Annotated in this window: 26 protein-coding genes; 12 read left to right on the top strand and 14 right to left on the bottom strand. The window is 73.2% G+C overall.

Annotation, left to right across the window (positions count from 1 at the left end):
• Positions 1-36: 36 nt before the first annotated feature.
• Genes mdlC through ACFPLC_RS43180 form a run of 3 tightly spaced genes read left to right on the top strand, consistent with a single transcriptional unit; the run spans position 37 to position 4,261 of the window.
• On the top strand, positions 37-1,605 hold the full coding sequence (gene mdlC, locus ACFPLC_RS43170; RefSeq protein ID WP_378191980.1) for a benzoylformate decarboxylase: 1,569 nt from the start codon (positions 37-39) through the stop codon (positions 1,603-1,605).
• Positions 1,606-1,607: 2 nt separating this feature from the next.
• Positions 1,608-3,035, top strand: coding sequence for a benzaldehyde dehydrogenase (locus ACFPLC_RS43175; RefSeq protein ID WP_378191982.1), 1,428 nt, complete (start codon positions 1,608-1,610; stop codon positions 3,033-3,035).
• Between the two features lie 11 nt (positions 3,036-3,046).
• The gene (locus ACFPLC_RS43180; protein ID WP_378191984.1) at positions 3,047-4,261 is read left to right on the top strand and encodes an MFS transporter; all 1,215 of its coding nucleotides are present in this window, start codon (positions 3,047-3,049) and stop codon (positions 4,259-4,261) included.
• Positions 4,262-4,301: 40 nt separating this feature from the next.
• On the opposite strand, the gene ACFPLC_RS43185 is transcribed toward ACFPLC_RS43180, so the two are convergent.
• Complete coding sequence (locus ACFPLC_RS43185; RefSeq protein WP_378191986.1) at positions 4,302-5,519, bottom strand: IS110 family RNA-guided transposase; 1,218 nt, start codon at positions 5,517-5,519, stop codon at positions 4,302-4,304.
• A gap of 224 nt (positions 5,520-5,743) precedes the next feature.
• Between ACFPLC_RS43185 and ACFPLC_RS43190 the strand changes: the two genes are divergently transcribed.
• On the top strand, positions 5,744-5,905 hold the full coding sequence (locus ACFPLC_RS43190) for a hypothetical protein (protein ID WP_191309804.1): 162 nt from the start codon (positions 5,744-5,746) through the stop codon (positions 5,903-5,905).
• Here the strand turns inward: ACFPLC_RS43190 and ACFPLC_RS43195 are convergent.
• The 3 genes from ACFPLC_RS43195 to ACFPLC_RS43205 form a co-directional block, all read right to left on the bottom strand.
• Positions 5,902-6,075 carry a hypothetical protein gene (locus ACFPLC_RS43195; protein WP_378191988.1) on the bottom strand — a complete coding sequence of 58 codons (174 nt, stop codon included), beginning with the start codon at positions 6,073-6,075 and terminating at the stop codon, positions 5,902-5,904. The genes ACFPLC_RS43190 and ACFPLC_RS43195 overlap by 4 nt on opposite strands.
• Positions 6,076-6,104: 29 nt before the next feature.
• Positions 6,105-6,338, bottom strand: coding sequence for a DUF6480 family protein (locus ACFPLC_RS43200; RefSeq protein WP_191309801.1), 234 nt, complete (start codon positions 6,336-6,338; stop codon positions 6,105-6,107).
• A gap of 63 nt (positions 6,339-6,401) precedes the next feature.
• Positions 6,402-7,010: an HSP18 transcriptional regulator gene (locus tag ACFPLC_RS43205; protein WP_378191990.1), complete on the bottom strand. Its 609-nt coding sequence runs from the start codon at positions 7,008-7,010 to the stop codon at positions 6,402-6,404.
• A 106-nt stretch (positions 7,011-7,116) separates the two neighbouring features.
• Between ACFPLC_RS43205 and ACFPLC_RS43210 the strand changes: the two genes are divergently transcribed.
• Together ACFPLC_RS43210 and ACFPLC_RS43215 are read left to right on the top strand one after the other, a co-directional pair.
• A complete protein-coding gene (locus ACFPLC_RS43210; protein WP_378191992.1) occupies positions 7,117-7,548 on the top strand; it encodes an Hsp20/alpha crystallin family protein in 432 nt (143 codons plus the stop codon).
• A 61-nt stretch (positions 7,549-7,609) separates the two neighbouring features.
• The gene (locus tag ACFPLC_RS43215) at positions 7,610-7,735 is read left to right on the top strand and encodes a hypothetical protein (RefSeq protein ID WP_378191994.1); all 126 of its coding nucleotides are present in this window, start codon (positions 7,610-7,612) and stop codon (positions 7,733-7,735) included.
• 263 nt (positions 7,736-7,998) lie between these two features.
• Here the strand turns inward: ACFPLC_RS43215 and ACFPLC_RS43220 are convergent, their stop codons facing one another.
• Entirely contained in the window at positions 7,999-8,445 is a 447-nt protein-coding gene (locus ACFPLC_RS43220) for a nitroreductase family deazaflavin-dependent oxidoreductase (protein ID WP_378191996.1), read from the bottom strand.
• A 302-nt stretch (positions 8,446-8,747) separates the two neighbouring features.
• Between ACFPLC_RS43220 and ACFPLC_RS43225 the strand changes: the two genes are divergently transcribed.
• Together ACFPLC_RS43225 and ACFPLC_RS43230 are read left to right on the top strand one after the other, a co-directional pair.
• The gene (locus ACFPLC_RS43225; RefSeq protein ID WP_378191998.1) at positions 8,748-10,037 is read left to right on the top strand and encodes an amidase family protein; all 1,290 of its coding nucleotides are present in this window, start codon (positions 8,748-8,750) and stop codon (positions 10,035-10,037) included.
• Positions 10,021-10,830 (top strand): MerR family transcriptional regulator, encoded by an 810-nt coding sequence (locus ACFPLC_RS43230; RefSeq protein ID WP_378192000.1) that lies wholly within the window; start codon positions 10,021-10,023, stop codon positions 10,828-10,830. Before ACFPLC_RS43225 ends, ACFPLC_RS43230 begins: the two co-directional genes overlap by 17 nt.
• Here the strand turns inward: ACFPLC_RS43230 and ACFPLC_RS43235 are convergent.
• Positions 10,827-11,183: an ArsR/SmtB family transcription factor gene (locus tag ACFPLC_RS43235; protein WP_378192002.1), complete on the bottom strand. Its 357-nt coding sequence runs from the start codon at positions 11,181-11,183 to the stop codon at positions 10,827-10,829. The genes ACFPLC_RS43230 and ACFPLC_RS43235 overlap by 4 nt on opposite strands.
• Before the next feature lie 54 nt (positions 11,184-11,237).
• On the opposite strand from ACFPLC_RS43235, the gene ACFPLC_RS43240 reads away from it, so the two are divergent.
• Positions 11,238-12,230 carry a cation diffusion facilitator family transporter gene (locus ACFPLC_RS43240; RefSeq protein WP_378192004.1) on the top strand — a complete coding sequence of 331 codons (993 nt, stop codon included), beginning with the start codon at positions 11,238-11,240 and terminating at the stop codon, positions 12,228-12,230.
• A 6-nt stretch (positions 12,231-12,236) separates the two neighbouring features.
• On the opposite strand, the gene ACFPLC_RS43245 is transcribed toward ACFPLC_RS43240, so the two are convergent.
• Complete coding sequence (locus ACFPLC_RS43245; protein ID WP_378192006.1) at positions 12,237-13,427, bottom strand: MFS transporter; 1,191 nt, start codon at positions 13,425-13,427, stop codon at positions 12,237-12,239.
• Positions 13,424-14,200: a DeoR/GlpR family DNA-binding transcription regulator gene (locus ACFPLC_RS43250; RefSeq protein WP_378192008.1), complete on the bottom strand. Its 777-nt coding sequence runs from the start codon at positions 14,198-14,200 to the stop codon at positions 13,424-13,426. Before ACFPLC_RS43250 ends, ACFPLC_RS43245 begins: the two co-directional genes overlap by 4 nt.
• Before the next feature lie 123 nt (positions 14,201-14,323).
• Here ACFPLC_RS43250 and ACFPLC_RS43255 point away from each other — a divergent pair, with 123 nt between their 5' ends.
• Complete coding sequence (locus ACFPLC_RS43255; RefSeq protein WP_378192009.1) at positions 14,324-14,911, top strand: TetR/AcrR family transcriptional regulator; 588 nt, start codon at positions 14,324-14,326, stop codon at positions 14,909-14,911.
• Here ACFPLC_RS43255 and ACFPLC_RS43260 read toward each other — a convergent pair.
• Together ACFPLC_RS43260 and ACFPLC_RS43265 are read right to left on the bottom strand one after the other, a co-directional pair.
• Positions 14,908-16,008: a Gfo/Idh/MocA family protein gene (locus tag ACFPLC_RS43260; RefSeq protein ID WP_378192011.1), complete on the bottom strand. Its 1,101-nt coding sequence runs from the start codon at positions 16,006-16,008 to the stop codon at positions 14,908-14,910. The genes ACFPLC_RS43255 and ACFPLC_RS43260 overlap by 4 nt on opposite strands.
• The gene (locus ACFPLC_RS43265) at positions 16,005-16,778 is read right to left on the bottom strand and encodes a sugar phosphate isomerase/epimerase family protein (protein ID WP_378236188.1); all 774 of its coding nucleotides are present in this window, start codon (positions 16,776-16,778) and stop codon (positions 16,005-16,007) included. The genes ACFPLC_RS43260 and ACFPLC_RS43265 overlap by 4 nt, the downstream gene beginning before the upstream one ends.
• A gap of 155 nt (positions 16,779-16,933) precedes the next feature.
• Here ACFPLC_RS43265 and ACFPLC_RS43270 point away from each other — a divergent pair, with 155 nt between their 5' ends.
• Complete coding sequence (locus ACFPLC_RS43270) at positions 16,934-17,125, top strand: hypothetical protein (RefSeq protein ID WP_191309781.1); 192 nt, start codon at positions 16,934-16,936, stop codon at positions 17,123-17,125.
• Positions 17,126-17,219: 94 nt separating this feature from the next.
• A complete protein-coding gene (locus ACFPLC_RS43275) occupies positions 17,220-18,074 on the top strand; it encodes an SAM-dependent methyltransferase (RefSeq protein ID WP_378192015.1) in 855 nt (284 codons plus the stop codon).
• Between the two features lie 4 nt (positions 18,075-18,078).
• Here ACFPLC_RS43275 and ACFPLC_RS43280 read toward each other — a convergent pair whose 3' ends face one another.
• The 4 genes from ACFPLC_RS43280 to ACFPLC_RS43295 are packed head-to-tail and all read right to left on the bottom strand — an operon-like array spanning position 18,079 to position 22,264.
• Positions 18,079-18,429 carry a CU044_2847 family protein gene (locus ACFPLC_RS43280; protein ID WP_378192017.1) on the bottom strand — a complete coding sequence of 117 codons (351 nt, stop codon included), beginning with the start codon at positions 18,427-18,429 and terminating at the stop codon, positions 18,079-18,081.
• 24 nt (positions 18,430-18,453) lie between these two features.
• Complete coding sequence (locus ACFPLC_RS43285) at positions 18,454-19,740, bottom strand: ABC transporter substrate-binding protein (protein ID WP_378192386.1); 1,287 nt, start codon at positions 19,738-19,740, stop codon at positions 18,454-18,456.
• The gene (locus tag ACFPLC_RS43290) at positions 19,740-20,855 is read right to left on the bottom strand and encodes a hypothetical protein (protein ID WP_378192019.1); all 1,116 of its coding nucleotides are present in this window, start codon (positions 20,853-20,855) and stop codon (positions 19,740-19,742) included. Before ACFPLC_RS43290 ends, ACFPLC_RS43285 begins: the two co-directional genes overlap by 1 nt.
• On the bottom strand, positions 20,852-22,264 hold the full coding sequence (locus ACFPLC_RS43295) for a VWA domain-containing protein (RefSeq protein ID WP_378192021.1): 1,413 nt from the start codon (positions 22,262-22,264) through the stop codon (positions 20,852-20,854). The genes ACFPLC_RS43290 and ACFPLC_RS43295 overlap by 4 nt, the downstream gene beginning before the upstream one ends.
• Position 22,265 lies beyond the last annotated feature (1 nt).

Here is a 22,265-nt window from a genome sequence, read left to right on the forward strand (position 1 = left end):
CCATAGGGTCGGGCGGACTTCGAGGAGGCCCCACCGATGCCCACCGCCCGCCGGCTCGCCCACGAATTCCTGGACCGCCGTGGCCTGACGACCGTCTTCGGCAACCCCGGTTCCAACGAGCTGCCGTTCCTCGCCGAGCTGCCCGACCACTTCCGCTACGTCCTCGGCCTGCACGAAGGCGCCGTCGTCGGGATGGCCGACGGCTACGCCCAGGCGACCGGCCGCCCGGTGCTGGTCAACCTGCACGCCGCCGCCGGTTCCGGCAACGCGATGGGCGCGCTCACCAACGCCGTCTACTCGCGCTCGCCCCTGGTGCTCACGGCCGGCCAGCAGGTCCGGACGGCGATCGGGCTGGAGGCGATGCTCGCCAACGTCGACGCGACGCAGCTGATGCGCCCGCTGGTCGCCTGGTCCGGCGAGCCGAGCTGCGCCGAAGACGTCCCGCGGTCGCTCGCGCAGGCGGTGTTCGAGGCCGAGCTGCACCGGCGTCCGACCTACCTCTCGGTGCCTTACGACGACTGGGCCGTCGAGTTGACCGAGACGGCGACGCTCGACCGGCACGTCCAGCGAGGTCTGACGCCGAGCGAAGCCCAGCTCGACGACCTCGCGAAGCGCGTCGCCGCGGCGAAGAACCCGGCGCTGGTCCTCGGCGGGGACATCGACGCCACCGGGCTCTTCGACCGGGCCGTCGCCCTGGCCGAACACCTCGGCCTGCCGACCTGGGTGGCACCGTCGCCGCACCGCCTGCCCTTCCCCAACCGGCACCGGCTCTTCCGCGGCGTGCTGCCCGCCGGCATCGCGCCGGTCTCGGCCGCGCTGACCGGGCACGACCTGGTGCTGGTGCTCGGCGCGCCGGTCTTCCGCTACCACCAGCACGTGCCCGGCGCCTACCTGCCCGAGGGCACCCGGCTGATCCAGGTCACCGACGACTTCGGCGCCGCCGCCCGCGCGCCGATGGGCGAGGCGCTGGTCGCCGACCCCGGGCCGGTGATCGAGGCGCTGCTGTCGAAGGTCCCCGCCCGGACCTTCGAGAAGGACCACGTCGAAAACCCCGAGCCCAGGACCGGCGAAAAGGCCCTGCACCCGGAGCAGGTGTTCGCCGCCCTCCGCGGCACCCAGGAGAGCGATACGCGGTACGTCGTCGAGTCGACCTCGACGAACTCGGCCTGGTGGCGGCAGATGGACCTGCGCCGCGAAGGGTCCTACTTCTTCCCGGCCGCCGGCGGGCTCGGCTTCGGCCTGCCCGCCGCGGTCGGCGTCGCGATGGGCAGCCCGGACCGCCCGGTCGTCGGCGTCATCGGCGACGGCTCGGCCAACTACGGCATCACGGCGTTGTGGACCGCCGCGCACTACCGCGTCCCGGTCACCTTCGTGATCCTCCGCAACGGCGTCTACGGCGCCCTGCGGTGGTTCGGCGAGCTGCTCGGGACCCCGGACGTGCCCGGCACGGAGATTCCCGGCCTCGACTTCACGGCCATCGCGGCCGGCTACGGCGTCGAAGCCACCACCGCCCGCGACGAAGAAGACTTGCGCACCCAGCTCAAGGCGACCCCGGACGGCCCCCGGCTGATCCAGGTCGACACCGAACCGACCACACCGGAGTGATCATGACCTTGCTGGAGAACGAATTCCGAGGCGGCACCGGGGGAACCCACGAGGTCGTCGAACCGGCCACCGGGAACGTGCTGGGCAGCGTGGGCGTCGCGACGCCGGACGACGTCGCGGCCGCCGCCGCCACCGCCGCGAAGGCCCAGCGCGACTGGGCCCGCCGCAAGCCCGCCGAACGCGCCGCCGTGCTGCGCCGCGCGGGCGAGCTGTGGGAGGCGCACGCCGCAGAGGTGCAGGACTGGATCGTCCGCGAAGCCGGCTCGACGCGGCCCAAGGCCGGGATCGAGACGGAGATGGCGGCCGGGATCTGCTTCGAGGCCGCGGCCCTGCCGACGCACCCGCTCGGCGAGGTGCTGAGCACCGGCGAACCCCGCTGGTCGCTGGCCCGCCGGGTGCCGGCCGGCGTGGTCTCGGTGATTTCGCCGTTCAACTTCCCGCTCATCCTGGCCATCCGCTCGGTCGCGCCGGCGCTCGCGCTCGGCAACGCCGTGCTGCTCAAGCCGGACCTGCGCACGGCGGTGTGCGGCGGCGTCAGCATCCTGCGCGTCTTCGAGGAGGCCGGGCTGCCGGACGGCCTGCTGCACCTGCTGCCCGGGGACGCGGCCGTCGGCGCCGCGGTGGTCGACGCGCCGGAGGTGTCGGTCGTGTCGTTCACCGGCTCGACCGCGGCCGGGCGCAAGGTCGGCGAAGCCGCCGCGCGCTCGCTCAAGCGCGTCCACCTGGAGCTGGGCGGCAACAACGCGCTCGTCGTGCTGCCGGGTGCCGACGTGGCCAAGGCGGCATCGGCGGGCGCGTTCGGTTCGTTCCTGCACCAGGGCCAGATCTGCATGACCACCGGACGGCACCTGGTCCACGAGTCCCAAGTGGACGAATACGTCGAGGCGCTGGCCGAGAAGGCGCGCCGGCTGCCGGTGGGCAACCCGGCCGAGGGCGATGTCGCGCTCGGCCCGATCATCGACGACCGCCAGCTCGCGCACGTCACCGACGTCGTCGACCGCAGCGTCGCCGCGGGCGCCCGGGTCCTGGCGGGCGGCAAGCCCGACGCGCCCTTCTACCCGCCGACCGTCCTCTTCGGACTCGACGACACCAGCCCGGCCTGGCGCGAGGAGATCTTCGGCCCGGTGGCGCCGGTGCGCGCCTACCGCGACCTCGACGAGGCCGCGCGCCTGGTCAACGACTCCGAATATGGCCTGTCGGTCGGCATCCTCGGTGACGTCGGCACGGCGATGCAGCTGGCCGAGGAGGTCCGCTCGGGCAAGGTGCACATCAACGAGCAGACCGTCGGCGACGAGCCGACCGCGCCCTTCGGCGGCGTCGGCGACTCCGGCAACGGCTCCCGCTTCGGCGGGGCGAAGGCCAACATCGAGGCCTTCACCGAGACGCAGTGGCTGACCATCCGCGCGGACATCGCGCACTACCCGTTCTGAGGAGAAAGACGATGACAACGACGTCTCGTGGCGCGTGGACGGCGGTCCTCTGCTGGCTGACCGTCCTGCTCGAGGGCTACGACCTGGTCGCGCTCGGCGCCACCATCCCGACCCTGCTCAAGAGCGGCTACCTCGGCTTCACCGCGGCCGGCGCGACCGCGGTGGCGACGGTGTCGCTGATCGGCGTGGCCGTCGGCGCCGCCGGCCTCGGCCCGCTCACCGACCGGTTCGGCCGCCGCGTGCTGCTCATCGGCTCGGTCCTGCTGTTCTCGCTGTTCACCCTGCTGACGCCGCTCGCGCCGAACGTCGCGACCTTCGGCGTCTTCCGGTTCCTCGCCGGGCTCGGCCTCGGCGCGTGCATGCCGGTGGCGCTGACCGTGATGTCGGAGAACCTGCCGGCCCGGCGGCGCGCCAGCGCGAGCACGTTCACCATGACCGGCTACCACGTCGGCGCGGTGCTGACCTCGGTCCTCGCGCTGTACGCCAAGGAGGACTGGCACCTGCTGTTCTACGGCGGCGGGATCGTCGGGCTGCTGGCGGTGCCGCTGATGTGGTGGAAGCTGCCGGAGTCCGCGGCCTACCTCGCGGCCAGGGAAGAACAGGAGCGCGTGGGTCTAAAAGACCTGCTCGGCGGCCGGTTCCGGCGGATCAGCATCGCCGTGTGGACCGGCTCGTTCATGGGACTGCTGCTGGTCTACGGGCTCAACACCTGGCTGCCGCAGCTGATGCGCACGGCGGGCTACCCGATTTCGACGTCGATCACCCTGCTGCTGGTGCTCAACATCGGCGCGGTGCTCGGGCTGGTGCTGGCCGGCACGATCGCCGACCGGTTCGGCATCCGCCGGATCGCCCGGATCTGGTTCGGGGCCGGCGCGGTCCTGCTGGCGGCGCTGAGCCTCAAGATCGGGAACGCGGTCGTGCTCAACGCGGTCGTGCTGCTCACTGGCGTCTTCGTGTTCTCCGCGCAGGTGCTGATCTACGGCTATGTCGCGCACGCGTTCCCGGCGCAGGCCCGGGGCACCGCGCTCGGGCTGACGTCGGCGGTCGGGCGGCTGGGCTCGATCCTCGGCCCGTTCGTCACCGGGGCGCTGGTCACCGCCGGAGTCGCCTACCCGTGGGGGTTCTGGTTCTTCGCCGTCGTGGCCGCGCTGGGGCTGGGCGCGGTCCTGCTGCTGCGCCGCGAGACGCCGGCCGAGGAGCGGTTGACACCGGTGTCCGCCGGGTAGCCGCGAAAGATCGGCCACCGGAGGAGTCTCAATGACTGTGTCAAGCGACGGCTGTGGCCGTGGCCGGTGGTGAGGGGTGGAACTCGCGGCGGTCGCGAAGCAGCGCCCAGATGACGTCGACCAAGCGGCGGGCCAAAGCGATCAGAGCCTGGGTGTGCCGTTTTCCTTCGTCTCGTTTGCGCAGGTAGTAAGCCCGGGATGGACTGTCGGTCCGTTTGATCGCCGAGAGCGCGGCCAGGTAGAAAACCCGGCGCAGACCGCGGTGGTAACGCTTCGGGCGGTGCAGGTTGCCGCGCACTCGTCCGGAGTCGCGGGGCACCGGGGCCAGGCCGGCGTAGGCGGCCAGGTGCGCGGAGCTGCGGAACGCCGTTTGCAGGTCGCCGCCGGTATCGGCGAGCAGCTGGGCACCGAGGACGGGCCCGAAGCCGTCGAGGCTGGTGATGGGCCCGGAATCCCGGTGCTCGGCGAACCTGGCAGCGAGTTGCTTATCGAGGTCCTTGATCTCCCGGTCGGAGTCCAGCAATTGCCCGGCGAGCCGGGCGATCAGCGGTGCGGTCACCGATTCCTGAGGCAGGGAAACGGTTTGCTCGGCCGCCGCGGCCAGGGCCTTGTCCACCATGGCCGGAATACCTTTGGCCCAGGCACCCTGCCCGATGAGGAAGGACTGCAGCTCGGCTGCCCCGGCCTCGCGGATGCCGGCCGGGGTCTGGAACCCGGTGAGCAGGACCAGGGCCGAGCGAGTGGAGTAGTCGAACGCCCGCTCCAGCGCGGGAAAGATGCTCGCCAGCAGCTCGCGAAGGCGGTTGACCCCGCGGACCCAGTCGGCCATCAGGTCCTCCCGACGCGCGGTCAATACCTGCAGGTCGGTGACGATCGCATCGGGGCTGGTGATCAGGGTCAGATCGCTGCGCATTCGGGCGGTTTCGGCGATCGTGCGGGCGTCCTTGGCGTCGGTTTTGCCTTCACCGGCGAACGCGCCGGCCATCCGGTTGACCAACCGGCCCGGAACGTAAACCACCGGCTGCCCGGTGGCCAGCAGCAGCGTGATCAGCAGGCTCGCCGCGCCAGAGGTCATGTCCACCGCCCACACCACCCCACCAGTGGCTTTGGCGGTGGTGCGGGTGATCAGCTGCTCGATCGCAGCCTGGCCGTTGGCGACCTTCCGCGAGAACACGACCTTCCCGGCCACGTCGACCGCGCAAGCGTGGTGAAAGCCTTTGCCGACATCAATCCCGACCCACACCTTCCCCACGGCCATGCAGCCGGCCCTTTCGTCTTCGCAGCTCAACCCCGTGGACGACCCGCCGGCATCTCCATAAACAGCGACCAAGCGCAGATCTCAATCAGCGGCCAGGGCGTCCAGAACGACAGGGCGGCCACTCCTTCGGAGCCACCCAACGGCAAGAAACGATCAGCCACACCCCGTCGCCCTGGGCATCCAGAACATCCCGTCCTGAACACCAACAATCTTATGGAGGAACGATGTCACAACCCCACGACGAAGCCGGCGAAGTGGACTCGAGCGGAAACCCGGTCGGTGAGCCACCTCGCCGCGAAGAACCCGACGGGCCGCTGGAAGACGAAGACGCGAAGGCGCGGCCGGGACACCCGGCCACGCAGGAGAACTTCCGCGGCGGCGACTAGACCGTGTCCTCGGGCTTGCGGCGCCCCAGCGTCGCTTCCGGGTGCTCGGTGCGGCGGTCGGAGTCGCGCAGGACCTCGCGGGCCTGGGCCTCGGGGTCCGCGCTCGCCACGGCCTGTTCTTCGGGCAGCAGTTCGGCGCGGGTTTCGGTCCGGTCAGGAGTGTCGTCCATGCGTCGCGAGTACCCGGTCCGGACCGGTCTCAGACACTCAGCCAACCGAAGGCGAGCGAGACCACCAGCCCGGCGACCATCAGCACGAGCACGCCGGTGAGGACCAGCCACAGCACCGGCATCGCCTTGGACGGCATGGGCTGCGGGTGCGACAGCCCCGACGTCTGGCCGGAGTCGGGCGGCGTGCTGCCCGGGGGCACGCCGCCTCCGGGTTCCAGGTCCGGGGTCCGGCGGGGATCCGGATCCGGGGGTTCGGCGGTCATGGCGGCACCGTCCTTCCGTCGCTCGCGCAGCGGGTGCCCGGTGGGCGGCCGGGCAAACCCGCTTCACTCCCGGGAGCGGCGGTTGCCAGCGGCGTCGCGGCGGAGCTGGTCGGTGTGAGCGGAGATCTCGCCGAGCTGCTCGGCGAGACCGGCGTGCGCGCCGGTCAGGTGCGGCCGCGCGGCGGCCAGCGGCGGGAGCAGCGTCGCCGGGTCGTCGTCGCCGAGGGCCGCACCGAGGCGGTCGGCGCTCTCCTGCGCGGCCGGGCCGAGCCCGTCGAGCGCGCTGACCCGGCCGGCGAGCTGGCGCAGGATCGCGGAGTTGCGGCGGGCCCAGTCGGCGACGGCCCGGTCGCCCGCGCGCCGGTCGCGTTCCGCGTCGACCCGCGCTTCGCCGGTCTTCTCCCCGGTGCGCGAGGGCTGCAGCCGCAGGTAACGCCGTTCCGCGGCCTGGCGGCTCGCGACACCCAGCGCGGGGGCGAGCGCCACCCAGCTGGCGCCGGCCGCCCTGGCCGCCGCGATCAGCTCCGGTTCCCAGCTCGCGAGCTCCTCGCGCAGCAGCCGGAGGCCGGACAGCGCGTCCAGCACCTGCCCCTGGTCCCCCGTGCCGCCGCGGGCGGCCGCGACCACCTCCTGGATCCGGCGCAGCGCGCCGGACGGATCGGTTGCGTCCATCACGTCATCCTTTCGACGACCCAGTTCTTGTCATCGTTTTGACGACATGCTAGAACAGACCTGCGTGTTGACACCAGAGTCGACGAGTTCCAGGAGGTGGATCCCGATGTTGATGCGCACCGACCCGTTCCGCGACCTCGACCGGTTCGCCCAGCAGGTCTTCGGCGCCGGCACCTGGTCGAAGCCGGCCGCGATGCCGATGGACGCCTACCGTGCCGGCGACGAGTTCGTGGTGTGCTTCGACCTCCCCGGTGTCGATCCCGACGCCGTCGAGCTGGACGTCGAGCGCAACGTCCTCACGGTCAAGGCCGAACGACGGCCCCTGCCGACCGGTGACGACGTCCGGATGCACGTCTCCGAACGGCGGCTCGGCGTGTTCTCCCGCCAGCTGTTCCTGGGCGACACGCTCGACACCGAGCACATCACCGCGAACTACGACGCCGGGGTGCTGACCGTCCGCATCCCGATCGTCGAGAAGGCGAAGCCGCGCCGCATCGAGATCGACGGCGCCGGCGACCGCCGGGAGATCAAGGCCTGACCCCGAGCGAAGCGGGGCCGGGCCCGGGCCCCGCTCCCACCCCGCCGAGGAGGGGTGTGCGGTGACCGTCCTTCCCGCGACACGCGGCGTGACCCCCTTGCTCGAAGAGCTGCTCGCCCGGATCGCGGCCGACGCGCCGGGCGCCCTCGGCGCGGCGGTGTCCGTGCACCACCGCGGCGGCCCCTGACGCTGAGCGGTCTGCTGGAGCACCACCCCGGCCTCACCGCGGACTGGGGCCGCGGGTGCGCGGGGTCGCGGCATCGTCGTCGCCCTGCGCCGCTGCGGCCTCGACGAAGCGTGGAACACGCTGTGGCGGGCGAGCCAGGAGTTCAACGTCAAGGTGCGCGAACTCGCCGTCGCGCTGGTGGAACTGCTGGCCGGTGCCCCGGCCCCGGCCGCCCGCCGCGCGGCCCGGCAGGTGCTGCGGGCCTTGGAGAAACCGCCGCTGACTCAGGACCGTTCGACGCGGAAGACCGCGATGCGGTCCGCGGCCGCCGCGACGGCGTCCGGCGTCGGCGCGTCCGCCAGTCCGGTCGTCACGAACCGCTTCCCCACGCTCGGCGGGCTCGTCTCGACGAGCCGGCGCAGGACCGGCCGCCGCGCCTCCACCGGCAGCTCGGCCAGCCGTGCGGCCGACGAGCGGCGGCCGCGGGTGAGGGTCACCTCGCCCGCGGCCCGCACGTTCGCCACCCAAGCCGCCTTCGGATAGGCCTGGACGATGTAGCTCGCCCCGTCGATGGGCAGCACCGCGATCGGGAACGTCCGCGGCACCCCGGTGCGCCGTCCCGGGACGGTGAGCAGCTGCATCGGGCCGAAGGCGACGCCGAGCCGCTGCAGCCCCACGACGATCTTGTTGCCGGCGTTGACCATCCGGCGGTAGCTCTGCGCTGTTGTCATACTCCGACGGTACACCAAGTCATACGAAACTCATATGATCTGAGTTTCAGTCTCGCTCGGGCCCCGGCTTCGGTTCCGGCGGTACCGGGTCCGGGACGGGCACCCCAGGGTCCGGAAGCGGCCGGTCCGGCGCGGGGGCCGGGCCGACGGGGGCGGGCTGGACCGGTTCGGGCGGTACCGGGGGTGCGGTCATCGGGGCTTCCCTCCGCCGGGCTGCGCCACCCGCGGTTCGGGCGGCGATCACTTGGAGGGCTACCCGCTGCGGTTGACCCTGACACCGTGTCAGGCCCTATCCCGGACCCATGACGCCTTTCCGAACCGCGACCGAGGTGGCCGACGGCATCCGCCGCGGCGAGCTTTCGGCGCGCGAACTGACCGAACAGCTCTTCGCCCGCATCGACGCCTCGACCGTCAACGCCGTCATCGCGACCTGCCGCGAGTCCGCGCTGGAGGCGGCTTCGGAGGCCGATCGTGCGGTGGCCCGGGGAGACGAGGCCGGGCCGCTGCACGGCGTCCCGATGACGGTCAAGGACGCCTTCGCCGTGCAGGGCCTGCCGACGACATGGGGTGAGCCGGCGTTCGCCGCCTGCGTCGCGGACGAGGACGCGGCGGTCGTGCGGCGGCTGCGGGACGCGGGGGCGATCGTCGTGGGCAAGACGAACGTGCACCACCTGCTCGCGGACTTCGGCCGGACCGAAAACCCGCTCCACGGGCGGACGCTGAACCCGAGGGACCCCGCCCGGACGCCGGGCGGCTCGAGCGGCGGCGCCGCGGCCGCGCTCGCCGACGGCCTGACGTACCTGGAATACGGCTCCGACCTGGCCGGATCGATCCGGATCCCGGCGGCGTACTGCGGTATCTACGGCCTCAAGCCGACGCCGGGCACCGTGCCGCTGCGCGGGTTCCAGCCGCCGGGGCCGCCGGCCTCGCCCGCCCGGGAGTTCCCCTTGGCGGTCGGTCCCCTGGCCCGGTCGGCCGCCGATCTGCGGCTCGCCCTGCGCGTCACCGGCGGGCCGGCGCGGCCGTCGCGGCGGTCCCGGCTGTCGGACTTCCGCGTCGGCGTCGTCCTCGACGATCCGGCCTGCCCGGTGACCGGCGAGGTCGGCGCGGTGCTATCGGACGCCGTCGACGCACTGGCCCGCGCCGGGGTGCGGGTCCGCCAGGGCCGTCCGGCGGACGTCGACCTGGCCGCCCAGGCCGAGGCGTTCGGCTTCCAGGTGGAGCTGTTCTTCGCGAGCCAGGAAGGACGAGATCTCGCCGGTGCCGCCGAGCAGGAGCGGCGGCGGGCCGCCTTCACCGCCGCCTGGGCCCGCTACTTCGCCGACGTCGACGTCTTCCTCTGCCCGACGGTGTTCACCGCGGCGCCGGCCCACGACGACCGGAACCGCTACGACGACCAGGTGTTCTGGATCGCGCAGGCGTCGCTGCCCGGGCTGCCGGCGGTCAGTGTTCCCGTGCGGCAGGCCGGGCTGCAGGTGGTCGGGCCAGCGCACGAGGACGACACGGCGATCACGTTCGCGGAACTCGCCGCGGACGTCGTCGGCGGATTCGTCCCGCCTCGGGAAGGATCGAGCCGTGTTCTCGATCGGTGACTTCGCGCGCCACGGCCGGGTTTCGGTCCGGATGCTGCGCCACTACGACGCGCTCGGCCTGCTGCGCCCGGCGCGCGTCGACCCGGCGACCGGCTACCGCAGCTACACCGCGGGCCAGCTGGCGCGGCTCAACCGGATCGTCGCGCTGAAGGACCTCGGGTTCACCCTCGACCAGGTGGCCACGCTGCTGGCCGACGAGGTCACGGTCGAGCAGGTGCGCGGGATGCTCGCCCTGCGGCGCGCGGAGCTGGAAGCCGCGCTGGCCGAAGGCGCGGCCCGGCTCGCGCAGGTCGAGGCGCGGCTGCGGACGATCGAGGCGGACGGCCGGCCACCCGCCCACGACGTCGTGGTCAAGGAGCTGCCCGGCATGCGGGTGGTGGAGCTGACCGGCGTCGCGGCCGGGTTCGCGCCGGAGGCGATCGGGCCGGTCGTGCACCCGCTGTGCGCGGAGCTCGGCCGCCGCCTCCCGCAGGCGGACGTCACCCCGGCCGGACGGTTGACCTGTTACTACGAGCAGCGCGCGGAGGACGAAGTCGTCGTGCACGCCGCGCTTCCGGCGTCGGTCGGCAGCGGCGACCTCAACGGCCTGACGGTGGCGGACCTCCCGCCCACCCGGGCGGCGACGCTGGTCCACCGCGGCGCGATCGACGGCGTCCTGCCTTCCTGGCAGGCGGTGGTGCGCTGGATCTCCGACCACGGCGGCCGGTCGGCCGGGCCGCAGCGGGAGGTGTACCTGGACTGCCCGGAGGATCCGGCGGGCTGGGTGACGGAGCTGCAGGAGCCGATCGGCTAGGGGCGCGGGTGGTGGGCGTGGTCGCCCGAAGGCAGGTCGCGGTCCACGTGCTCCGCGTGGTGCAGGGCTTGGGCCAGGAGGCCGCGCACGTGGTTGTCCGCCGCGGAGTAGTAGACGAACGTGCCTTCCCGGCGGCCCTTCACCAAGCCCGCCAAGCGCAGCTTCGCCAGGTGCTGGCTGACCGCCGTCGGGGCGGCGCCGGCCAGTTCGGCCAGGCAGGCCACCGAGGATTCGCCCTGCAGCAGCGCCCACAGCACCTTGATGCGGGTCGGGTCGGCCAGCAGCCGGAACGACTCCGCGGCCAGGTGGACCTGCTCTTCGGTCGGCATGTCGAACTCCAGCGACGCGTGCATGACCACAACCCTACTACTTGCGTATCTGCATGCCTGCGCAGATAGACTGGCCGCATGACAGGACACGGCCATGGTCACGGTCACGGTCACGGCCATGCGAAATGGCGGCCCCACAGCCACGACAGCGCCGACCGCGTCGACCACGCCCTCGAAACCAGCCGTCGGGGCGTGCGGGCGCTCGTGTGGTCGTTCGCCGCGCTCTCCCTGACCGCCGTCGCGCAGCTGGTGCTCGTGCTGATCACCGGTTCGGTGGCGTTGCTGGGCGACACCATCCACAACTTCGCCGACGCGCTGACCGCCGTGCCGCTCGGCGTCGCGTTCCTGCTCGGCCGCCGCGCCGCGACCCGCCGCTACACCTACGGTCTCGGCCGCGCCGAGGACCTGGCCGGCGTGGTGGTCGTGCTCGTCGTCGCGGCTTCGGCGGCCTTGGCCGGGTACGAATCAGTGGTGCGGCTGCTCGATCCCCGGCCGGTCGGGCACCCGTGGGTGGTCGCGGCGGCCGGGGTGATCGGCTTCGCCGGCAACGAACTCGTGGCGCGGTACCGGATCAAGATCGGCCGGGAGATCGGCTCGGCCGCCCTGGTCGCCGACGGGCTGCACGCCCGCACGGACGGCTTCACGTCACTGGCCGTCGTCGCCGGCGCGGCGGGTGTCTTCTTCGGCTTCCCCGCGGCCGACCCGATCATCGGGCTCCTGATCACCGTCGCGATCCTGTTCGTCCTGCGCGACGCGGCGAAGGAGGTGTTCCGGCGTCTCCTGGACGCCGTCGACCCGGCATCGGTCGAGCTGGCCGAGCGGACGGCCCGTGCCGTCGACGGCGTGCTGGGCGCGCGCGACCTGCGGATGCGGTGGATCGGGCACCACCTGCGGGCCGAGCTGGCGGTGACGGTGGCGGCGGACCTGACCGTCGAGGCCGCCCACGCGCTGGCCCACGAGGTGGAACACCGGCTGCTGCACACGATCCCGCGCCTGACGGCGGTGGTGATCCACACCGAGCCGGCCACCGGCGCGGAGCGCGCGCACGAAACCGTCGCCCACCACCGCTGACGGAGGTCAGCCGACGGGCTGCTCCGCCGGCTCCGGCTTCGGGTTCAGCACGCCGGCGAACACGGCCGCCACCACGCACAGCACCACCGGGACCGCGAAGGTCACGTTGAGCGGCATCCACCGCGTCAGCCCGCCGATCACGGCCGGGCCGGCCAGCAGGCCGACGTACCCGAGGCCGACCACGCGGGCCATCAGCGCGCCCGACGCCCGGGTGTCCAGGTTGCCCGCCGCGGTGAACAGCTGGGGGACGCCGCCGGACAGGCCCAGGCCGAACAGCGCCCAGCCCACCAAGGACACCGGCACCCAGGGCGCCGCCGCGGCCGTCGTCAGGCCCACTGCCGCCAGGGTCGCGCCGTAGCGGACGATCGCCGTCGGGCCCGCCCAGGCCGCGACGCGGTCGGTCAGGAACCGGCCGGTCGTCATCGCCACCGCGAACGCGCCGTAGGCCAGCGCCGCCGTCGAGGCCGAGGTGCCGAGCACCTTCTCCATGTGCAGCGCCGCCCAGTCGTTCGCGACGCCCTCCGACAGCATCAGCGCCAGCGCCAGCAGGCCCAGCAACCAGACCATGCGGCGCGGGGGCCGGCGCGTGACGACCGGCTCGGCGGCGTCGGAGGCGCCGGCGGCCGGGGCGTCGGACGGCTCCATCAGGAACCGCGCCGACAACACGGAAAGCAGCACGCACAGCAAGCCGGTGCCGGTGAGCGTGACGCCGGTGGCCACGCCCGCGCCGAGCGTCGCCGCGCCGATGACCGCGGCGATCGCACCGCCGATCGACCACATCGCGTGGAAGGCCGCCATGATCGGACGCGGGTAAGCTCGCTCCACGACGACCGCGTGGGAGTTCATCCCGACGTCGATCGCGCCGTTGCCGAAGCCGAAGAAGATCAGCGACAGGCCCAGCGTCCACCACGAGTCCGCGAACCCGGGCCCGCACACGGCCAGGCCGAGCAGGATCCCGGCGGCCGGCACCAGCCGGCGGTGCCCGAGCCGGTCGACGAGCGGGCCGGCCACCTGCATGCCGGTGAACGCGGCGCCGCCGAGCACCAGCAGCAGCGCGCCCAGCGTGCTGTGCGAGATGCCCGTGGCGCGCTCGATGCTCGGGATGTGCACCACCCACATGCCCATCGCGAACCCGTTGAGGCCGAAGAACATGAAGGTCGCGAACCGGGCGGCGCGCGGGTGGGGCGGGGCGGTCATCGGTTCTCCAAGGGGACGGCGACGTGCACGAGCACGCCACGCTCGGTCAGCGCGGCGCGCTGGTCTTCGGGCGCGCCGGGGTCGGTGATCACCACGTCGGCGCGGTCGACGGGACAGATGCAGGCGAGCGCGCAGCGGCCCCACTTGGCGCCGTCGGCGAGCACGATCGTCCGGGCCGCGACGTCGAGCGCGGTCCGCTTGACCTCGGCGTCGCCCAGGTCGAAGGCGGTGAGCCCGGACTCGACGCCGAGCGCGCAGGGGCTCAGCACGGCGACGTCGAACCGCAGGGCCCGCAGCGACGCCAGCGTCAGCGGGCCGACCAGCGCCTGCTCCCCCGGCCGCGCTTCACCGCCGGGCAGCAGCAGCCGGACGCCGGGTTCCTCGGCCAGCTCGCGGGCGGCGTGCAGGGACAGCGGCATCACGGTGATCGGACGCCCGCGCAGCAGCCGCGCGAGTTCGAGGGCCGTCGTGCCGCTGTCGAGGACGACGGTCTCGCCGTCGCGGATCAGCTCGGCCGCCGCGGCGGCGATGGCGCGCTTCGCCGCGATCCCGGTCGTCGCGCGGGCCGCGAACGGCGGTTCCACCCCCGACGGGGACGCCGGGACCGCGCCGCCGTGCACCCGGCGCAGCACGCCCCGGGACGCCAGGTGGTCGAGGTCGCGGCGGACGGTCATCTCCGACGCGCCGGTCGCCTCGGCCAGCTCGGCGACGCCCACCTGGTCGGCGTCGCGCAGCCGCTCCACGATCACCCGTTGCCGTTCCGCGCTCTTCACCCCGCGATGTTCGCAATTCCGGCGCGGTCGCACAACCGATTTGTTCGTTCGCTCACGTCGAATGTGCGAACTACCGCTGAGGCATGATGGTCGCGTGCACGCCGCCGAGACCACCGCGACCCCGTGACCGGGGGCTACCTGAAGGGCCGGATCCGCCGCGAAGACATCATCACGGCGGCGGCCGCGGCGTACGGCGAACTCGGCTACCACGGCTCGTCGCTGCGAGAGATCGCCAAGCGCGTCGGGATCTCCCACGCCGGCCTCCTCTACTACTTCCCCACCAAGGAAGCCCTGCTCGCCGCCGTGCTCGAACGCCGGGACGCCGAGGACTCCGAGCGCGAGCAGCTGACCGTGCCACCCGGGCTCGAGGTCCTCCGCCACTTCGTCGCGCTCGCCGAGCACAACGTCCGCCACCCCGGGATCGTCGACCTCTACTCGCGGCTCGCCGCCGAAGCGGTCGCCCCGGACCACCCCGCGCACGAGTACTTCCTGCGCCACTACCGCGCCGCGCGCGACGGCGTGCACGAGTCGTTCCAAGCCCTCGCGGCCCGCGGCGAACTGCGTGGCGGCGTCGAGCCCGCGATGGCGGCGCTGACGTTCATCGCGCTGATGGACGGCCTGCAGGTGCAGTGGCTGACCGTGCCGGGCGACGTCGACCTGGTCGGCTCGCTGCGTTTCTACCTGCAGAACCTGCTCACCGTCCCGCTCTAGAGGGTCTTCGCGTACGGGTCCCAGCCCGCCGGCAGCAGCGGCGGGACGTCGATGGTGCTCGCCACCTCCACGCTCTGCCCGCGCGTCATGGATTCGTCGATGGCCAGCATCGCGTCGAGCACGTGGTAGGCCAGTTCGCCGGACGCGCGTTCCGGCACCCCGGCCCGGATCGCCCGCGCCAGTTCCAGCGCGCCGGTGCCGCGCGAAGCCGAATGTCCTTGCGGCGCCAGCTCTTCCGGCTCGTCCCGGTCGAGCAGGTGCAGCCGGGTGGGCTCGTCGAACCGGTTGGGGTCCGGCAGCACGGCGGTGCCGAGCGTGCCGGTCAGCTCGGCCAGCGCCGGCCGCCGGAGCGCCGAGTCGAAGCTCAGCACCAGCTGCGCGGAAGCGCTTTCGAACTCGACGAGCGCGGTGACCGTGGTCGCCACCGACACCGGGAACTCCGTGCCCGCCCGCGGCCCGGACCCGACGACCCGGGTGTCGCGGGCTCGCCCGCCGGCCCCGGTGACGCGCCGGACCGGGCCGAGCAGGTGGACCAGCATCGTCAGGTAGTACGGGCCCATGTCGAGCAGCGGGCCGCCGCCGGGCTGGAAGTAGAACTCCGGCGCCGGGTGCCACAGTTCCGGCCCCGGCACCTGGAACAGCGCCAGCGCGGTGAGCGGGCGCCCGATCCGGCCCGCGTCGACGGCCTGGCGCGCGGTCTGCAGCGCGGCGCCGAGCACCGTGTCGGGAGCACTCGCCACGCGCAGGTTCTTCTCCCGTGCGCGATCGAGCAGCTTGCGGCCGGTCTGGCGGTCCAGGGCGAGGGGCTTCTCCGTCCACACGTGCTTGCCCGCTTCGAGCGCGGCGAGCCCGACCTCGACGTGCGCGGCCGGGACGGTCAGGTTGACGACCAGCTCGACGTCCGGGTCGGCCAGCAGGTCCGCCACCGTGCCCGCGCGCGGCACGCCGTGTTCGGCCGCGCGCGCCACCGCGCGCGAGGTGTCGAGGTCGGCCACCCGCACCACGCGGACGTCCGGGAAGGCGGTGAGGTTTTCCAGGTAGGTGCCGCTGATGACGCCGGTGCCGATGACCCCGACGCCGACCGGCCCGCCGGTCACCGGCCCGCGCCGGTCAGGAAGGCGTGGCTGGCGGCGAGGGCCTCGAACAAGTCGCCGTTGAAGGCGTCGAACTCCACCACGCGCAGCGCGTCCGGCGCGGCGGCGAGCACTTCGGCGACCGGCACCCGGCCCTGGCCGGCCGGGACCTGGCCGGTGGCGTCGGTGGCGAGCCCGCCGTCCTTGACGTGGATGGCCCGCACCCGGTCGCCCAGCCGCCGCAGCAGGGCGGGCGCGTCCTCGCCGCCCGCGGTGGCCCAGTACGTGTCGACCTCGAGCGCGACCGCCGGGTCGAGCTGCTCGGCGAACACCTCGAAGGCGCTGCGGCCGTCGATCCGGGATTCCAGTTCCCACCAGTGGTTGTGGTAGCCGACGGCGACACCGTGCTCGGCCGCGGTTTTCGCGGCGGCGTTGAGCCCGTCCGCCGTGGCCGCGATGTCGGCCGGGTCCTGCCACCGTTCGGCCGGGACGAACGGGTCGATCACCAGGCCGATGCCGAGCTCGGCCGCGGCGGCGAAGACGGCGGGCTGGTCGGCGCCGAGCAGCTGCGCGTGCGCGGTCGGGGCGGTCAGGCCGTTGGCGGGCAGCCCGGCACGCAGTGCTTCGGCGTTTTCCAGGACGCCGTACGGCTCGACCTGCGTGAAGCCGATCGCGGCGAGCCGCCGCAGGGTGTCGGCGGGATCGGCCGCGAAGGCGTCGCGGACCGAATACAGCTGCACGGAAGGCACGCTCATCACCGGCTCCTCCAGTTCCCCCTGGCGGCCGTCCGCCACGGCTGCTCAATTTCTACCACCTGGTCAAAATTGTGACCAGGGATTTCCACCGGACGGCCGTGCGACGGCTCACGGGAGCCCGCGTTTTGGCAACCGGCCGATGGGGCAGTAAGGCGAAGAGAGCAAACCCAGGGCCGACGCGGGAGGTGCGGCAAGTGGACAGGGCACGGGACGAAAGGGACACCGCCGCCGTCGGGCGCCCGGCGTCCCGCCGCGACCTGACGGACCTGTCCGAGGCCGCGCGCGACCTCGACCGGCGGATCGACCAGCACCTCGAGCGGCTGCGCCGCGAACGCGCCCAGCGTGCCGCCGACATCCCCGGCCAGCGGCTTCGTCCGAGCGGCTGACCGGCCCACCTCAGGTTCACCGCGGGAACGCGACCTACTACGCTGGGTGGCCCAACGCCGCCCACCGCGCCGCACACCAGCCTGCGAGGTCGCCATGTCCGACACGCCGTCCGCGCTGTCCCCGAGCCAGACGCCGGTGGGGGTCGACCCCGCCCGGCCGAGCATCGCGCGGATCTACGACGGGTTCCTCGGCGGGAACAACTTCTACGAAGTCGACCGGGCGGTGATGGACAAGATCCGCACGGCGGTGCCGGAAGCGGTGGACATCGCCCGCGGCAACCGCGGCTTCCACAACCGGGCGCTGCGGATGCTGGCCAACCAGACGGCCATCCACCAGTACCTCGACTGCGGGTCCGGGCTGCCGACGGCGGAGAACACCCACCAGATCGTGCAGCGCATCGACAAGGACAACACGGTCGTCTACGTCGACAACGACCCGGTGGTCCTCGCCCACGGCCGGGCGCTGCTGGTCGAGAACGACTTCACGCACATGGTCGAGGCGGACATCTTCCAGCCGCAGGAAGTGCTGGTGCACAAGGAAGTGCTCGCGCACATCGACTTCACCGAGCCGGTCGCGCTGCTGCAGGTGGGCACGATGCACCACTGCGAGGGCGATGGCGTCTTCGACGTCATGCGCGCCTACATCGACGCGCTGCCGTCGGGCTCGTACGTGGTGCTGTCGCACTTCTTCGACCCCGAAGTGCCGGAGCTGACCGCGATCGCCAAGCGCATCGAGCAGATCCTGGTCTCCGGCCCGCTCGGCGCCGGGCGCTTCCGTACCCGCGCGGAGATCGAGGCGATGATGGACGGCCTCGAACTCGTCCAGCCGAACGCGACTTCGCAACCGGGCATGGCGGTCTGCGACGAGTGGTGGCCGGACGGCCCCCGGCTCACGCCGCTCAGCGACTCGGCCAAGTGCGTCGCCGGGATCGTCGGCTACAAGCCGTAACGCCTCACCCTTCCGGCTCCTCGGCCGCCTCTTCGGCCGGGGCGGCCCCGTCGCGCAGCCACTTCAGCTTGACCTCGAACTGGCCCTGCAGCCCGGTGCGCGCGATCACCGCCCCCGCCTGGGCGTCGAGCTTGACGCCGAACTTGAGCTCGACCTCGTCCGGGCCGAGGTCGCGGAACTGCGCCAGCGCGGCCGCCGCGGCCGCGCGCACCTCGTGCAGGGCGTGCTCGAAGGTCGTGGTCGCCTTGCGGAGCACCCCCGAAGGCGCCGACGCCTGTTCCAGGCCCGGTTCCCCCTCGACCTCGACGACCACCGAACCGCCGTCGGCCAGCGGGAAACGCACGAACTCCTGCACCGGATCTCCTTCTCTCGCACGGGTTCAGCAGGGCAGCTTGAGCCACTGTTCCGGGCCGATGCCCCGGCGCACCTGCTCCAGCTCCCCGAGCAGGGTGTCGAGCCGGTCGGGGTGGGCCAGGTACTCCAGCACCGCCTGGTAGAACGCGCTGGTCATCGCCGAGGGCATCAGGTCCGAGGCGTCGAAGCAGAGGTCCGTGCCCTTGGCCAGGGTGGTCGCGATCCGCCGGGTCACGTCGTTGCGGTAGACGTCCTGGCCGACCAGGCGCTGGTGCACCGAGAACGTCGTCCCGCCGGACGGCCAGATCCGCTGCCCCTGCTCCCCCGCCAGGTACACCATGAGCCGGCGCGCGTCCGGGGTGTCGTGGAACATCCCGGCGAGGTCGGCCGACACCTCCGACCGCGCGGTCTTCCCGGTGCCCGGGAACGGGAAGAACCGGAAGTCCCGGTCGGGCACGGGCGGCCCGGACGGCCGCGGGACCGCCAGGTAGCCGCCGATCGCGAACGAGCCGAGGTGCTCCAGCAGGCAGCGGGGCGGATCGGCGAACAGGCCCCGGCCGGCGTCGGCGAACGAGGTGAGCAGGGCCGCCGTGCTGCCACCGCGGACCGCGCCCGGCGCCAGGACCAGCGTGCCCCAGCGCTGCCACGCGTCGCGTACGACCTCGTCGGTCCAGGCCAGCTCCCCTGCCGCCCACCTGCCGTACTGGTCCGGAGCCAGGTGCAGCAGGATGTCCTCGAGCCAGTCGGTGCCCGGGAACCCGGAGTTCGGCGGCGCGCCCATGCCGAGGCACCACGGCTGCTGCCCGGCGGCGGAAAGCCGCCCGGTGACCGCCACGAGCGCGTCCAGGGTGGCCGGCGGATCTTCCCGGAACCGGTTCGGGTCGTACCAGACGATGCTCTTCAGATCCGCCTTCACCACGACCGCGTACGTGGTCTTCCCACCGAGCTGCTGCAGTTTCCGCCACTGCGGGCTGTACGCGGCGGTCGCGTCCGCGCCCAGGACGTCGTCGAGGGGTTTCAGCTGCCCGGAACGCGCGTAGCCGGCCAGCTCGGCCGGGTTGGACAGCACCGCCACGTCGGGCGGGGTGCCCTGCTGCAGGTCGCCGCGCAGCACCTGGTTCTGCGCGCGGGTGCCCTGGTAGCGCGTGGGAATCCCGGTCTCCCGGGTGAACCCGTCGAGGACGCGCAGGAACGCCGTCTGCTCGTCGCCGGTCCACGCCCCCAGCACGGTCACCGGCTCCGCGCCGGTCCCGGCGGAACACCCGGAGATCAGGAGCACGAGGACCAGCGCCACCCCGGCGCAGCGCTTCATCACGGCTCTCTCCTCGCGCGGAACCGGTATTCGTCGAGCCGCGGTTGCAGGCCACCCACCGCCAGGACGCCGATCCCGGCGGCCAGCAGCGGGATCCCGTAGCCGAGCACCCCCGTCCAGCCCGGTTCGGTGAGTCCCGGGCCCAGGAGCGCCGATTCGTCGACGGCGCCCGGCGGCGCGTCCGGGAGGTCCGCCGGGACGGGTGTCCCGGCGGCGAACGCGGTCACCGTGTCGCCGCACGCGGCCGCTCCCTCGATCCCGCACTGGGCGGTCAGCACGTGGGCGAGGGTCCACCGGGCCTGGCCGGCGGCGGCCGAAGTGACCGCGGACCGCGCGTCGACGGTGTGCTCCAGCGCGGCGCCGCCGTCCCGGGCGTCGGACCGGATGCCGAGCAGCAGGGCCGTTCCCGCGCCCAGCAGCACGCAGGCCACCGTGGCGGCCAGCAGCGCGGGGTTCACCGTGCGCCGGAACCGCCGGGCGAGGAACCGCTGGGTCCCGACGAGCGTGGCGAGCAGCAGGACCAGCGGCACCGCCCACAGCGCGGTGATCGCGGGCGCCAGCCAGCCGGTCGCGAGCTGCCGGTCGAGGGCGGCGCGCTGAGCGGCTTCGAGCGCGTCGAGCCGGGCCAGGATCCCGTTCTCCGGCGCGGTCAGCAGGTCCGACGCCGACTGCAGGTTGCTCGCGGCGAGCGGGCCGCCCGCGTCCTGCCGGAAGTGGGCGTCGGCCTGCCCGATGAAGCCGTTGTACGACGGCAGCAGCCCTTCGATCAGCAACAGCGTCTGGCTGCCCGCCTCGCCCGCCGCGTTGTGCTCGGCGACCTGGGCGAGCTGCTGGCTGGTCCGGGCGATTTCGTCCTCGTACTGCTCGCTGGGGCCGGTCAGGCGCGCTTGCCGGGCCTCGAACGCGGTCACCGCCGCCCGGTGCGCGGCCACGATCGCCTCCTTGGCCAGTGACACTTCGAGCACCGCGGGCGCGGTTCGCTCCCGGACCTCGGCGATGCCGGCCCGCACGCCGAGGAAGGTCCCCAGCGCCGTCCCCAGCACCAGCACGCTGGCGGCGACGAGCCCGAATCGCAGCCACCACAGGGTCTTGCGGGTGGTGCTGATCGCCGTCACGACGGCGCTCCCGCTTCGAACGGACGGCCGCAGTGCCCGCACCGCTTCGCCGTCGGCCGCGCCTTGTGTCCACAGTGGACGCATTCGCGGGGCGCGCCCGCCGCTTCGGCCGGAGCGGCGGCCGGTTCCGCCGAACCGGTGTAGGCCGAGATCGTCGAACCGAGCACCAGGGAGAAGCCGTCGCGCGGGCGGACGCCGTCCTTGATCGCGACGGTGCCGTCGTCGCGCACGTCGATCAACCGGCCCAGGCGCTTGAGGATCTCCGCGTTGCCCAGCTCGGTCGCCAGCCGGACCGCGGTGCCCCATTCGCGCGCCGCCGCCACCCGGTCGTCGCGCTCGAAGGCGTCCCAGCCCGCCCGGACCGCGCGGCCCAGCTCGGCCTGCCCGGTGACGCGGGCGACGTTGTCGTCCGGCACGCTGGACAGCGCCAGGTCGTCGGTCAGGTACCCGACGACGGCCTGCGGTTCGCCGGCCGCCACGTCCGCGCCGGCGAAGAGCGTGATGGTGCCCAGCAACCGATCCTCGTACCGCGTCAGCTCTTCCGTCTCGACGTCGAGGCAGAGGTGGTACTCGCGCAGTTCGTCGCCCCACGCCCCGGTGGGCAGCTCGATCGCGCTCCCCGCGGCGTGACACTGCGCGGTGAGGTCGACCTCGGTCGGGAAGACCTGCTTGACGAACCTCAGCCGGGTGTAGGGCAGGGTGGTCATCCGCAGCCGCACGTCCGGCACGGTCCGGCCCATCGCCCGCTCGACCAGGCGCCGGAAGTCCCCGGCGAGCTCGGCGTCCTCCAGGACGGCGTCCGCGCTGCCGCGCAGGACGGACGCGATGCGCTGCAGGTCCCGCGGGTCCCAGTCGTCGCCGATGCCCCGCGCGTCACAGGCGAACCGGCCCCGGCAGCGGTCGAGCGCCGCTTCCAGCGCACCGGTGCGGTCGGATTCGTTCTTGCCGTCGGTGAGCAGCACCGCGTGGCGGATGTCGGCCGGGGTGTTCTCGAACAGGTTCCGGGCCAGGTCCAGCCACGTGCTCATCGCCGTGCCGCCCCCGGCGATCAGCTCGGACGCCGCCGCCTTCGCCTCGTGCCGGGTCCGTTCACTCGCCACCGCCAGAGGCGGCTCGGCGGGGTAGACGAGCCGGGCGCGGCCGGTGCACTCGAGCACCCCGAACAGCACGCCGTCGCGCAGCGAGCCGATGGCCGCCCGGCAGGCGTGCCGCGCGGCCTCGATCTTCGTGGGCGGCCAGTCCATCGAGCTGGAGCAGTCCACCAGCAGCAGCTCGGCGGTCGGCGGCGGCCCGGCCGCGGGGACGCCGGCGTCCCCCACCCGCACGGTGAGCACGACGTCCATCCGGTCGTCGCTCGGCGCCAGGTACTTGTTCTGGCTCAGCTGCAGGGCGAACGACGGGTCGGGCATC

Source organism: Amycolatopsis plumensis, assembly GCF_042652605.1.
Taxonomy (GTDB): domain Bacteria; phylum Actinomycetota; class Actinomycetes; order Mycobacteriales; family Pseudonocardiaceae; genus Amycolatopsis; species Amycolatopsis plumensis.